At 39.3% G+C, this 12,734-nt stretch carries 10 protein-coding genes; 4 read left to right on the top strand and 6 right to left on the bottom strand.

The window, feature by feature from the left end; all coding sequences use genetic code 11:
* Positions 1 to 43 precede the first annotated feature (43 nt).
* From CDW55_RS03820 to CDW55_RS03795, 6 genes are all read right to left on the bottom strand, one after another.
* Complete coding sequence (locus CDW55_RS03820) at positions 44 to 862, bottom strand: class I SAM-dependent methyltransferase (RefSeq protein ID WP_088468384.1); 819 nt, start codon at positions 860 to 862, stop codon at positions 44 to 46.
* A 69-nt stretch (positions 863 to 931) separates the two neighbouring features.
* Positions 932 to 2,794 carry a tRNA uridine-5-carboxymethylaminomethyl(34) synthesis enzyme MnmG gene (gene mnmG / locus CDW55_RS03815; protein WP_088468383.1) on the bottom strand — a complete coding sequence of 621 codons (1,863 nt, stop codon included), beginning with the start codon at positions 2,792 to 2,794 and terminating at the stop codon, positions 932 to 934.
* A gap of 129 nt (positions 2,795 to 2,923) precedes the next feature.
* Positions 2,924 to 3,331: an rRNA maturation RNase YbeY gene (gene ybeY / locus CDW55_RS03810; RefSeq protein WP_088468382.1), complete on the bottom strand. Its 408-nt coding sequence runs from the start codon at positions 3,329 to 3,331 to the stop codon at positions 2,924 to 2,926.
* Position 3,332: 1 nt separating this feature from the next.
* Positions 3,333 to 5,498, bottom strand: a complete 2,166-nt coding sequence (locus CDW55_RS03805; protein ID WP_088468381.1) for a patatin-like phospholipase family protein — start codon at positions 5,496 to 5,498, stop codon at positions 3,333 to 3,335.
* Positions 5,498 to 7,942 carry a bifunctional UDP-N-acetylmuramoyl-tripeptide:D-alanyl-D-alanine ligase/alanine racemase gene (locus CDW55_RS03800; protein WP_088468380.1) on the bottom strand — a complete coding sequence of 815 codons (2,445 nt, stop codon included), beginning with the start codon at positions 7,940 to 7,942 and terminating at the stop codon, positions 5,498 to 5,500. The genes CDW55_RS03805 and CDW55_RS03800 overlap by 1 nt, the downstream gene beginning before the upstream one ends.
* Positions 7,939 to 8,529 carry a thymidine kinase gene (locus CDW55_RS03795; RefSeq protein WP_088468379.1) on the bottom strand — a complete coding sequence of 197 codons (591 nt, stop codon included), beginning with the start codon at positions 8,527 to 8,529 and terminating at the stop codon, positions 7,939 to 7,941. Before CDW55_RS03795 ends, CDW55_RS03800 begins: the two co-directional genes overlap by 4 nt.
* 59 nt (positions 8,530 to 8,588) lie before the next feature.
* On the opposite strand from CDW55_RS03795, the gene CDW55_RS03790 reads away from it, so the two are divergent.
* The 4 genes from CDW55_RS03790 (at position 8,589) to fabG (ending at position 12,722) form a co-directional block, all read left to right on the top strand.
* A complete protein-coding gene (locus CDW55_RS03790) occupies positions 8,589 to 9,584 on the top strand; it encodes a hypothetical protein (RefSeq protein ID WP_088468697.1) in 996 nt (331 codons plus the stop codon).
* Positions 9,585 to 9,593: 9 nt separating this feature from the next.
* Positions 9,594 to 10,979, top strand: coding sequence for a UDP-N-acetylmuramate--L-alanine ligase (locus CDW55_RS03785; protein ID WP_228399599.1), 1,386 nt, complete (start codon positions 9,594 to 9,596; stop codon positions 10,977 to 10,979).
* Between the two features lie 263 nt (positions 10,980 to 11,242).
* The gene (gene rsmI, locus CDW55_RS03780) at positions 11,243 to 11,977 is read left to right on the top strand and encodes a 16S rRNA (cytidine(1402)-2'-O)-methyltransferase (protein WP_088468378.1); all 735 of its coding nucleotides are present in this window, start codon (positions 11,243 to 11,245) and stop codon (positions 11,975 to 11,977) included.
* A 1-nt stretch (position 11,978) separates the two neighbouring features.
* On the top strand, positions 11,979 to 12,722 hold the full coding sequence (gene fabG / locus CDW55_RS03775; protein ID WP_088468377.1) for a 3-oxoacyl-[acyl-carrier-protein] reductase: 744 nt from the start codon (positions 11,979 to 11,981) through the stop codon (positions 12,720 to 12,722).
* Positions 12,723 to 12,734: the final 12 nt, after the last annotated feature.

Raw genomic sequence — 12,734 nt, 5'->3', positions numbered from 1 at the left:
ACAGTAAAAATCGACCTTCATAAATACCTTAAAAATCGAAAAACTATTTTTTTTCGATAACATATATCAAACTCGAAAATTCGTCGTTTTTTAATGCTTTAAAATTAGAAATCGCTCCGAAAACAAAACCTTTTAGCCAAAAAAGCGGTGAATTTTTATATTTTTCGCTCAACATCGAAATATAGAACGCATCGAGCAGGAGGGGCTTAATATATTTAATTTTCCACTTTTCGTTATTCATTAATTTCTGCATTCCGGTCTTCGAGAAATGATAAATATGTCGGGGAACATCATAAGCTGCCCAAAATTCCCTGTATTTTTTCGCATCATAAGAGGTGTGATTGGGGACCGCTATAATCAGTAAACCATTGCTTTTCAGTTTTGAGTGAAATATATTTAATATATCTTCTTGATTTTCAATATGTTCAAGAACATGCCACAGGGTAATCGCATCAAGTGAATGGTTTTCAATTCTGCTAAGGTCCTTAATAATTTTTGTTTTTGATAACTTTTTCACTGCGTATTCACCGGCTGACTGGTTAGGTTCGTATCCGAAGGTTGTAAAATCATCTTCAATATATTTCAAAAACTCTCCGGCACCGAAACCATAATCCAACACAGTAGCATTTTTATGAAGTTCCTTTGCAAGTATATTTCTTTTGAAATTCAAATTAAAGCCCTGTAAAAATTTATAAAGCTTATGTTTTAAACCTTTTTCATCCTGATAATGCGAAATATAATCGGTGCTTTCATAATACCGGCCTAAGTTCTCCGGAACGGGATGGGTTTTATAAATTCCCGTAATAGAAGTTTCTTTGATTTCAAAATCTTCTTTGGTCAAAAAGTGATCTTTAATTATCATAAAATGATTAGACTGTATTTAGATTATCTTGATGTTTCACGTGAAACATCAAGATAATCATAAGGTGATTTATCTGCCCAAATAGATAAGAAGTACGTTGATATCTGAAGGTGATACGCCGCTGATTCTTGCTGCCTGCGCAATGGTTTTGGGCTGAATTTTATTCAGTTTTTGTTTGGCTTCAGAAGAAAGTGAACCTATTTTAGTGTAGTCAAAATCATCCGGAATTCTGATGGTTTCCAAACGGTTTATCTTGGCTACATTTTCTTTTTCTTTCTCAATGTAACCTTTGTATTTGATATTGATTTCAGCCTGCTCTTTAGCTTCTTCTGTAAATTCCTTAGTTTTCTCACCAATAAAATCAATTTCACTCAGTTTTTCAAGCGTCATATTCGGTCTTGTAAGGATTTGCGACGCGCGGTATGCCTGATCGACAGGAGAGGATTCAATGGATGCGAGGATAGGATTGATAATCCCGGGTTTCAGAGACGTAGATTTCAGATATTCTTCCAGTTCATTACTGGCGGCGATTTTATTTTCTACGTTTCTAAGACGTTTTTCATCAGCAAGACCTATTTTATGTGACTTTTCAGTTAATCTGATGTCGGCATTATCCTGTCTTAAAAGCAGCCTGTATTCGGCCCTGGAAGTGAACATACGGTACGGTTCTTCGGTTCCTTTAGTAATTAAATCGTCGATAAGAACGCCGATGTAAGCTTCATCACGGTTGAGAATAAATTCTTCTTTTTCGTGAACTTTGTTGTGTGCATTAATTCCTGCAATTAGTCCCTGTCCGGCAGCTTCTTCATAACCGGTTGTACCGTTGATTTGACCGGCAAAATAAAGGTTTTCTATAAGTTTTGTTTCAAGGGTGTGATGAAGTTGAGTAGGAGGGAAATAGTCGTATTCAATAGCGTATCCGGGGCGGAAAACTTTTACATTTTGGAATCCTGGGATGTGCTGCATCGCTTTAATCTGAATATCTTCAGGTAAAGAGGAGCTGAAGCCGTTAACGTAAATCTCTACCGTGCGCCAGCCTTCAGGTTCTACAAAAAGCTGGTGTCGTTCCCGCTCTGCAAAACGGTTGATTTTGTCTTCAATACTTGGGCAGTATCTTGGCCCAATACTCTGTATTGTTCCGTTAAACATAGGGCTTCTGTCGAATCCTTCTCGCAATATTTCATGAACCGTTTCGTTGGTATAAACAATGTGACAGCTTAGCTGTTTTGTAAGTTTTGGCGTATGGGAATAGGAGAATTTCTGCGGATTTTCATCTCCTTTTTGTTCTTCCATTTTAGAGTAATCAAGGCTCCTGCCATCAACACGCGGCGGGGTACCTGTTTTCATTCTTCCTGCTTCAAAACCTAATGATACGAGCTGTTCTGTAATCCCGAAAGCTCTGGGTTCGCCCATTCTTCCTCCTCCAAGTTGTTTGTCACCAACATGAATTAAACCGTTTAGGAATGTTCCGTTGGTTAATACTACAGATTTAGCTTTAATGTGTATTCCTAATGAAGTTACAACCCCCGTAACTTTATGGTTTTCGATGATGAGGCTTTTCACCATATCCTGAAAGAAATCAAGATTTGGTGTGTTTTCGAGGGCAATACGCCATTCTTCCGCAAACAACATTCGGTCATTTTGGGTTCGTGGAGACCACATGGCAGGCCCTTTGGAGAGATTCAGCATCTTGAACTGAATTGCTGATTTGTCCGCAATAATACCGGAATATCCGCCCATAGCGTCAATTTCGCGTACAATTTGTCCTTTGGCGATGCCGCCCATGGCAGGATTACAGGACATTTGACCTATGGTCTGCATATTCATTGTAACCAAAAGGGTTTTAGATCCCATATTGGCTGCAGCAGCCGCTGCTTCACAACCTGCGTGGCCGGCGCCGACTACGATTACGTCGTATATCTCGTTGATCATGTATATTAAAATGATAATTAATAATTGAATGTTTCACGTGAAACATTTAATAAATTTTAATACCCGTTAATCGGATACTGCAATTCATGTTAAATTTGATTGAGTAAACGGGGTGGGGTACCGAATGATTTATCTATTGTTTAGATAATAATCTTCTTTACTGCGCATTTCTGCGATTTCTTCTTCTGTCTTGTCCTTATATCCACAAAGGTGAAGAAGTCCGTGTGCTAAAACCCTGAAAAATTCAGATTCAAAATCTTTAGACAAAGTTTGAGCGTTATCAAAAATGCGCGGCAAAGATACAAAAATATCTCCTGAAATGGTTTTGCCCTTTACATAGTCGAACGTGATGATATCAGTGTAATAGTCATGTTTTAGATATTCTCTGTTAACCTGGAGTAAATACTCATCATCACAGAAAATATAATTGATTTCACCTGGCTTTTTGCCTTCAGAAAGGATAATATTTTCCAAACTGTTGCTAAGGTTGCCTTCGATTTCGATTTTATCGATATCTTCAAAGAAAAATTGTATCATATTAAAACCAGTGTCCAAGAATTACACTAAAAATATTATTATTACGGTTCAAAGATTTGCTGTAATTGAACTTTATCTGCCCAAAAGGTGATTTATAACCTGCAGTAATACCTGCCGATGACTCGGTAATATGAAAAATATCATCAACTTTAATATCATTAAAGAGATTTCCTATGCTTAAGTTGGCATCGAAAAAGTAATTTTTATAAAAGTTAAATTGGAAGGTATTTGCTGCGATAAGCATGTTTTTGGAATATAGCTGCCCGAATTCATAGCCTTGAAATTTAAATAGGTTTCCCATATTCTGCTCGAATATTCCACCGATCCGATAGTGGTAGTAAGGAGAAAGCTCTTCCCCAACCGTAACTCCGCCGAATAATCCAAGCCGGTAAGTAAACCACGAATTCAAAGGAAAATTGATCTGGGACACGATTTTTAGCTGAACCGTTCTTCCTTCCTGCTCATCATTAAGAAGATCCAGTATCTTTCCTTCGGCATAAAGGAATAAACCTTTTGTAGGAAAACTCGTATTATCCTGGGTATCGGTTTTAATAAATACATAAGGATTGATGAAGTTATGGGCATTTGAGTAGTTAGACTCCGATATAAGCTTAGATTCGTAATAATCGTGGCTTATACCGCCACCAATGGCGTATTTATCCCGCCATACGGACTGGATAAAAGCTTCGTTTCGGAACCAGTTCCATTTTTCGTACACATTAGCATCGATATCGATTAAATCCAGCGTCATTCCGGAAGCATAAACACCAAAACCCGGAATATATCCGTTATCGATAAAATAGTTGAGATAGTATCGCGGTTTATCGCCCACCACTACATCCAGAGATACCGTAGAATTTCGGAAAAGGAGTCTTTTTGCCGTGGCATTAAGAAGAAGCCCGGTTTTGAATACTTCATCGTAATGAAGCCCGAATTTTAGGAAAAAACGCGTGTCCTCTTCAGTAACATTTAGTTTTAAATAATTCCGGTCTTCCTGTTGCGTGATATCGTAATTAATCAGCCTGTAATTATTGGTTGCATACAGCCTGTCAATCATTTTATTGATGCTCCCATAGGTCTGTAGTGAAGGTACACGGAGATTCATTTTCCCCTGTACATAGTTTTTACCGAAAATATGATTGTTTTCGAGAATCAAGCTGTCGATTTTATAGACATTGGAATATATCGAATTCAAAGGTACCCTCAGAAGATCAGTTTTTCTTTTTGGCAACAGCGAAAGCGTTTCTGCATATTTTTTAGCCTCTACATAACCTGAATCTAATATGGCACCCTTAGCATCGTAACTTGTAGCGCTCATTCCCGTTAAATCCGGATGAATATTGATATCAGTATAGTGATACTGGTTTTTGGTTTCTTTCTGAATTCCAAAATCAATCACCTGATTCAGAATATCAATGGCACTCTGCAGATTTGCTCTGTTTGCTAAGCCCTGGCTCAGATCCACACCAATAACGACATCGATCCCTTTATCTTTAAGTGGTTTTGAAGGATAGTTGATGGTCATTGCTCCATCGATATATAGAGAATCTTTGATCATCACCGGATCCATCAAAGAAGGAAACGCAGAACTTGCCATAATGGAACTCACCAGATCACCTTTCTCGAAAATCTCAATTTTTCCGCTTTCTAAATTGGTCGCAATACACATAAAGGGAATAGGAAGTTTCGAGAAATCATCGATTGTAGAAACGTTTTTAAACAGCTCCTTTAAAAGATAGATGTTTTTTTGACCGGTAGAGATTGCTTTTGGTAAAACGTTGAATTTACCGTCTTTAACAGGGATATTAAGAATATACTTATCAACGGATTTATCAAAAAAGGTGGTTTCTTTACGCGTTTTTTCGTTTGCAATGATGGTGTAAAAATCGGTTTCCATTACAATCTTTTCGATCTCTTTCCCTGTATATCCTGAAGCGTAAAGACCGCCCACAATCGCTCCCATGCTTGTTCCAGAAATATAATCTACCTTTACGCCCAGCGAATCAAGAACTTTTAAAACGCCGATATGCGCAAAGCCTTTGGCACCGCCACCCGAAAGCGATAAACCGATCTTTGGATTTTGTGGTACAGTAAAACCTTCCTTTACCTGTGCATTAAGGTAGAAGTTTATAAATAAGGCTGAAAAAAGCACCAGTATTTTCTTCATTAATTTTTGATATAAATTCTCTTTACACGTCTTGAGATCGAAGTTAAAACTTCATAAGGTATTGTTTTACAGTAATTTGAAAATTCTTCGAGAGAAGGATTGGAATTGAATATAATCACCTCATCTCCCTCCTTTGCGGCAGCATCTCCGATATTGATCATCATCATGTCCATACACACATTGCCTACAATAGGAAAAAGCTTCTTCGCGATGCCTACCTTTCCAACTTCATTTCCGATAAGCCTTGGGATTCCGTCGGCATAACCCACCGGTATGGTTGCGATCTGCGTACTGTTTTTTGTTCTGTAATTCCTGTTGTAACCAATTGATTCTCCTGCATTAACCGTTGAGATCTGTGAAATTACGGTTTTAAAACTTACCGCACCCTGCAATTGTTTTTTTATTTTTTCACTGGAAGAAATTCCTACCATCCCGATACCAATTCGAACCATATCAAACTGATAATCAGAATAATGTACAATCCCGGAAGTGTTTAAAATATGTCGTATGGGCTGGTAATGTAACCCGGAAATGAGATTATCGGAATTTTTTTTGAAAATTTCGATCTGCTCTAAAGTGTAATCTTTTCCTTCAGGAACATCAGCAATGGAGAGATGACTGAAAATGGAGGCAACTTTTACATTCAGGTGCTTCAACTTTTCGGTAAGTTCATTGAGTTCATCTTCCTTAAAACCAAGCCGGTGCATACCGGTTTCAAGTTTGATGTGGATAGGATATTTCTCCTGAATTCCTTTTTGAGCGAGCTGTTGGGTGAACAGTTCAAGTACCCGGAAACTGTAAATCTCCGGTTCCAGATTATAATCAATGATAATGTTATAGCTGTGCTGCTCAGGATTCATCACCATAATGGGAGCGGTAATGCCGTTTTTTCTTAAATCTACCCCTTCATCTGCATAAGCAACGCCAAGATAATCAATGTGATGATGCTGGAGAAACTCGGCGATCTCGTAACCGCCAAGCCCGTAAGAATAAGCCTTTACCATTGCCATCATTTTCGTTTCAGGCTTTAATAAGGCTTTATGCACATTGATGTTGTGCAGAATGGCATTAAGGTTTACTTCAAGAACAGTATCGTGCTTCTGAAGTTCCAGGTGATTTTTAATTTTTTCAATTTCGAATTTCCTTGCACCTTTTAAGAGAATCAATTCGCTTTCGATCTGATTAAGAATATGACTATCAATAAGTTCATTAACGTTATTGAAAGTGTAAGTTTCAGCTTTAAAGTCGTTTTGGTAATTTATTATTTCATCGCCAATGAGAATTATTTTGCTAAAATCCTGCTGGTTTGTGATTTTAACAACTTCACCATAGAGCTGTGCAGCGTTTTTTCCTTCGACAATATCGGTAAGAATAAGCGTCTTTTTTGGTTTGTTATATTCCTTGATAAATTGGTAAGCAATTTTTAAAGAATCCAAATCCAGATTAAAGGAATCGTTGATGATAAGATTATTCCGAAGTCCGTTGACACTTTCAAGACGCATTTCTACAGATTTCAGGGTATTGATCTTATCAACAATCTGTTTGAAATTAAACCCAAATTCCTTCAGAACCGCCACAACACAGAGCGCATTTGTAAGTGTCGCTTCGTCTCTTTGCTGCGCCGGAAGTTGAAATTCATCCTTGAAATAACGGATCTGTAATGGTTCAGACTTATCATTCGGATCATTCGTAATGGTAGTATCATTCCGGTGTTTCAAACCATACGATATTAAATTTTTACAGGAATAGATCTTGTTTATTTTATTGTATACCAAATCATTGTCACCATTAAAAATAATAGTTTTAGAATGTTTGAAAAGTTTTATTTTTTCTTCTGTCAGTTCTTCTTCGTCCACAAAATTTGAGGAATGTGCAGAACCGATATGCGTAAGGACACCAATTTTAGGCGGGAAGATATCTTCCAGAATTTCCATCTCGCCAGGCTTGGATATGCCCACTTCAAAAATGCCCACTTCATGGTTTCCGTCAATTTTCAGGAGTGAAAGTGGAAGTCCAAGCTGCGAATTGAAACTTTTCGGGCTTTTCACCGTATTAAAATCCGTAAACAGACTTTGATACAACCATTCTTTTACGATGGTCTTTCCGTTGCTTCCCGTAATCCCTACCGTCTTCAGATTAAAAAGTGAAAGATGATGCTTTGCCAGTTGCTGGATGAATCTTAAAGAATTTTCTACAATAATCCAGGTAATATCTTTCAGACCAGCGACTTGATGTTCAGAAATAATGATTTTAATTCCTTTTTCAACGGCAGCCTGAATATATTTTTCTCCTGAATTTTTTTGGGTATTGATGGCGATAAATGCAGTATCTGCCGAGGAATATAGGGTTCGACTGTCGAACGAAATCGTGGTCACCTGCAGACCTCCGTCCCCAATCAATTGGGATTTTGTGACGTCTGCAAGTTGTTTGGTCGTGTAATTCATTTGTTTTTCCGCTTCAAAATTTCTTCGTTAAAAACCTTCCGGCTTACCGCTTCGTAACTCTCGGTCTCACCCAGTTGTACCAAATCTTCACTGGCTGAAGTTCGCATCGAGTAATGGGCAAGATTTCCGGTTCTTTTACAGATGGCGTGAACTTTTGTAACATATTCCGCTGTAGCCATCAGATTGGGGATCGGCCCGAACGGCCTGCCCATAAAATCCATGTCGAGGCCCGCGATTACCACCCGCACTCCGTTATTGGCCAAAGTATTGGCAACCTCTACCACACTTTCATCGAAAAACTGCGCTTCATCAATCCCTACTACATCGCAGGTAGAACCCAGCAATAGTATTTCGCTCGGGCTTTCCACAGGCGTACTTCTAATCTTATTTTGGTTGTGCGAAACAACTTCTTCTTCGGCGTATCGGGTATCGAGTTTCGGCTTGAAAATTTCAACGTTCTGGCCGGCCATTTCAGCACGCCGCAGCCGCCTGATGAGTTCTTCAGTTTTTCCCGAAAACATCGAGCCACAGATAACTTCCATCCAGCCGCTTTGTTTTGCGTGATTAATTGTATTTTCTAAAAACATTTGTTAATTTAGCCGTGATATTCAAAGCTCAAAAATACGGAAATTTAATAGACTTTATTATGCAAAATCTCCAGGACATACAGGAAAAAATTTTTTTTGAATCCAAGACAATTCTCGAAACACTTTCACGGATCAATTCAAAAGAAGAACTTCTCAACAAGCAGGATTTATTTGCAGAAGTAAGCGACAGAATTGCATTTCTCAGGATTTTGGAGAAAAATAAAGACAGTTTCATGAGCGATGATAGCGTGGAAAAACCGGCCCATGAAGAATCCAGAACTTTTTCCGGAAACGAAATCATGAGCCCCGAATTCAGCCATTTTGATGACGCACCACTGGAAGAAGATCTTATTGAAGAAGAGGTGATGTTTACCAATGAGCTTAATGAAATTGAAAACGAAGAACCTGATGTTTCTACAGAAATATCTGTTGAAAAACCTTTGGAAATTGAAGAAGAAGCGGTAGAAGAGGAACTGCTGGCAGCTATTGAAACTGAATACAGCTATGAAGAACGCATTGCACAGAAAGAAAAAGAATTTCAGGAACTTGAAGAACGCCGGAGAAAAATCGTAGAATTCAACAAAGAAGATGTAATTCACCCTCAGAAACCGGAAATTTTTCATGAGGAAAAAAAACCTGAACATCATTCCGTCGAGAAAAAAATTAAACTGGCCCATATAAAAGGCTTAAAAGTAGTGCAGAATCTTTTCGATGAAGATCCGCTGGAACGGCTTGAAGAAGAAAAAACCCACATGGCTGAACCTAAAACAGAATCCGGAAGTATTTTGAAAACAAATATTCCTACGGATTTTATGGAGGCCGAGAAAAAGAAAAACGAATTCAGACTCGATTTGAATGATAAGGTAGCTTTTACAAAACTTCTTTTTAATGGCGACGCAGAGGAACTTAAAACGACTGTAGATAAACTGAATTCCTTTGATAATCTTGAAGATGCGAAACAGTATTTAAGCGAAGTGTATTATCAGAAAGATTGGGGAAAAGTGGATGAATATGCACAGAGACTTTGGAACCTCGTAGAAAATAAATTCTTGTAACGGATACAGATGAAAGGAATGATAACTAAGATGGAGGATTTTCAGAATGTATTCTTCATAGGCGTCGCCGGTGTGGGCATGAGCGCTATTGCACAATATCTTAAAGGAATCGGTAAAGAAGTTTCCGGAAGCGACCGCTATTTTCATCCCGTTGAATATAACCGCACAAAAGAGCAGCTGGAAGCAGCGGGGATCCACTGTTTTTTACAGGACGGAAGTGGTATTTCAGATAAGACAGATTTGGTTGTAGTATCCACAGCGATTGAAGACACGGTTTTTGAAGTTCAGAAAGCTAAGGAACTCGGAATTACCATCATCAAAAGAAGTGAACTTTTATCCATCATCGCCAAAAGCAAGAAAACCATTGCTGTTGCCGGAACTTCCGGTAAATCAACCACATCAGCGATGTTATATCAAATTTTACTTGATGCAGATTTGGAGCCGAGTATTATTTCCGGAGCGGGCTTAACCTCCATCATTAAAGATGGTAAAATAGGAAACGCCGCGGTGGGCAAAGGAGACTGGCTCATCATTGAAGCCGATGAAAGTGACGGTTCTGTCGTTCAGTATGAGCCGGAAATTGGCTTGCTGCTCAACATCGATAAAGACCATCAGGAAATTGATGAACTCATAGAATTATTTACTATATTTAAAAAAAATACTAAAGGTTTATTCGTTGTAAACCAATCGAATACACTTGCCAAAACACTGTCGGCAAATCCTCAGAATGATTTTGGTTTTGAAAACGAAGATGCGGGATATTCGGCTCAGAATTTTGACCAGAACGGACTTTCATTAACATTTGATCTTCATAATCAAAAATTTCAGATGACTTCGCTCGGCAGACACAGTGTTGAAAACGCCGCCGCAGCCATCGCAGTGGCCCATCAAATCGGAGTGCCTTTGGAAACCTGCGCGGCAAGCCTGTCAAAATATGAAGGCATTTACCGACGTCACCAAGTTCTTGGACAGAAAAATGGGGTATGGGTGATCGATGATTACGCGCACAATCCGGCCAAATGTGCCGCGAGCATCAGGGCATGTCAGCCTTTGGCAGAAAAAGTAATTGCCTGGTTTCAGCCTCATGGCTATGGCCCTACAAGATTTCTGCGCCACGATTTTGTAGACGAAATCTCAAACGCGCTAAGACCTCAGGACGAAATATGGATGAGCGAAATATTCTATGCCGGCGGAACTGCTGTGAAAGATATCTCCGCAGATGACTTGATTCAGGACATCAAAGCCAAAGGTAAAAACGCTCATTTTGTTGAAGACCGCAATAACCTCCTTGAAGCCTTGAGACCCGAACTCAAAGAAGGAACGGTACTCCTCTTAATGGGAGCCAGAGATCCTGGATTGGAAGATTTCTGTAAAAACCTATATAACGGAATTTAGTTTCCTGTACTCACATCAATATGGACGGGCTTTAGGCCGTCTAAAATATAACAGATTTAAATTAGGCATTAGCCAAAATTTATAGAGTCGAAATAAGATTTAAAATCTTAAAGATCAAATAGGGACGGGCAAGCCCGTCTTGAACGGACAGATGATTTGCTGGCTTTAGCCCAAGCTTACAAACCGGCAGAAAAGATATCGTCCACAAAAAATTAAGAAAACTTGAGGCTTTATAAACCCTCAAAGACTGAAACATAAATAATATGTCAGGAACGCTGTATTTTGTTCCAACACCCGTTGGGAATTTGGATGATATGACTTTCAGAGCGGTCAAAGTTCTGAAGGACGTTGATTATATTCTGTGCGAAGACACGCGAACTTCCGGCGTTTTACTTAAGCATTTCGAAATAGCTAAACCGTTGAAATCCTATCATTTGCACAACGAGCATCAGATGACGCAAAAGGTAATGGAAGACCTGAAAAGCGGCCAGAATATCGCCATCATTACCGATGCGGGAACGCCAGGAATTTCAGATCCCGGTTATCTGTTGGCAAAAGCAGGTTCTGATGAGGATATTGAAATGATTTGTCTTCCGGGAGCAACAGCTTTTGTGCCGGCTTTGGTGGTTTCCGGTTTACCGAATAATGAGTTTATATTTGCAGGATTCTTACCCCAGAAAAAAGGCAGACAGACAAAACTTAAACAACTCGCGGAAGAAAAGAAAACCATCGTTTTATACGAAAGCCCGCACAAAATAAATACGACTTTAGAGCAGATCAAAGAGTTCTTTGGTGAAGAGACTAAAGTAAGTTTAAGCCGCGAGATTTCAAAGAAATTCGAAGAAACCAAACGCGGGAATATCAATGACTTAATTGAGTTTTCCAAAAGTAAAAATTTAAAAGGAGAAATAGTCCTCATTATCAATAATGCAGTAAGCGAAGAACAGGATCAGGAGAAATCTTTATCAAAGAATAAATACAAAAATTTAAATACATAACATGGGATTATTAGAAGGTAAAGTTGCTTTAATTACCGGAGCAACACGCGGTATCGGAAAAGGAATCGCCGAGGTTTTCGCTAAGGAAGGCGCTAAAGTGGCCTTTACTTATGCGGGGTCTGTTGATAAGGCCAAAGTTCTGGAAGAAGAACTTTCAAAAATTACAACAGCAAAAGGTTACCAGTCGGACGCGTCGGATTACGATGCTGCGCAGAAACTCGTAGAAGATGTACTGGCAGAATTCGGCCGGATCGATATTTTAATCAACAATGCCGGTATTACGCGCGATAACCTGATGCTCAGAATGTCCAAAGACGATTGGGATACCATCATCAAGGTGAATCTGGATTCCGTATTCAACCTTACGAAAGCGGTAATTAAACCGATGATGAAAGCAAAATCTGGCTCTATCATCAACATGACTTCCGTGGTTGGGGTTAAAGGAAATGCCGGGCAGGCAAATTACGCGGCATCCAAAGCTGGGGTAATTGGCTTCTCGAAATCAATTGCGCTGGAATTGGGTTCCAGAAACATCCGTTGTAACGCCATCGCTCCTGGTTTCATTGAAACTGAAATGACAGCCGCTTTGGACGAAAAAACAGTGCAGGGCTGGAGAGAAGGAATTCCTTTGAAACGCGGCGGACAGCCCGAAGATGTGGCCAACGCCTGTGTGTTCCTGGGTTCTGATATGTCGGCATACATCACCGGCCAGGTGCTGAATGTGGACGGTGGAATGCTGACTTAGGAGCAACAAAGG

Source organism: Chryseobacterium sp. VAUSW3 (assembly GCF_002205795.1).
Classification (GTDB): domain Bacteria; phylum Bacteroidota; class Bacteroidia; order Flavobacteriales; family Weeksellaceae; genus Kaistella; species Kaistella yananensis.
The sequence above is the reverse complement of the archived record's forward strand: the minus strand, read 5'-3'. Positions and strand labels throughout refer to the sequence as shown.

Bases quoted from the DNA above. Each gene is read 5' to 3' on its own strand.
- CDW55_RS03820 (WP_088468384.1), bottom strand. From the start codon at position 862: ATGATAATTAAAGATCACTTTTTGACCAAAGAAGATTTTGAAATCAAA.
- mnmG (WP_088468383.1), bottom strand. From the start codon at position 2,794: ATGATCAACGAGATATACGACGTAATCGTAGTCGGCGCCGGCCACGCA.
- ybeY (WP_088468382.1), bottom strand. From the start codon at position 3,331: ATGATACAATTTTTCTTTGAAGATATCGATAAAATCGAAATCGAAGGC.
- CDW55_RS03805 (WP_088468381.1), bottom strand. From the start codon at position 5,498: ATGAAGAAAATACTGGTGCTTTTTTCAGCCTTATTTATAAACTTCTAC.
- CDW55_RS03800 (WP_088468380.1), bottom strand. From the start codon at position 7,942: ATGAATTACACGACCAAACAACTTGCAGACGTCACAAAATCCCAATTG.
- CDW55_RS03795 (WP_088468379.1), bottom strand. From the start codon at position 8,529: ATGTTTTTAGAAAATACAATTAATCACGCAAAACAAAGCGGCTGGATG.
- CDW55_RS03790 (WP_088468697.1), top strand. From the start codon at position 8,589: ATGCAAAATCTCCAGGACATACAGGAAAAAATTTTTTTTGAATCCAAG.
- CDW55_RS03785 (WP_228399599.1), top strand. From the start codon at position 9,594: ATGAAAGGAATGATAACTAAGATGGAGGATTTTCAGAATGTATTCTTC.
- rsmI (WP_088468378.1), top strand. From the start codon at position 11,243: ATGTCAGGAACGCTGTATTTTGTTCCAACACCCGTTGGGAATTTGGAT.
- fabG (WP_088468377.1), top strand. From the start codon at position 11,979: ATGGGATTATTAGAAGGTAAAGTTGCTTTAATTACCGGAGCAACACGC.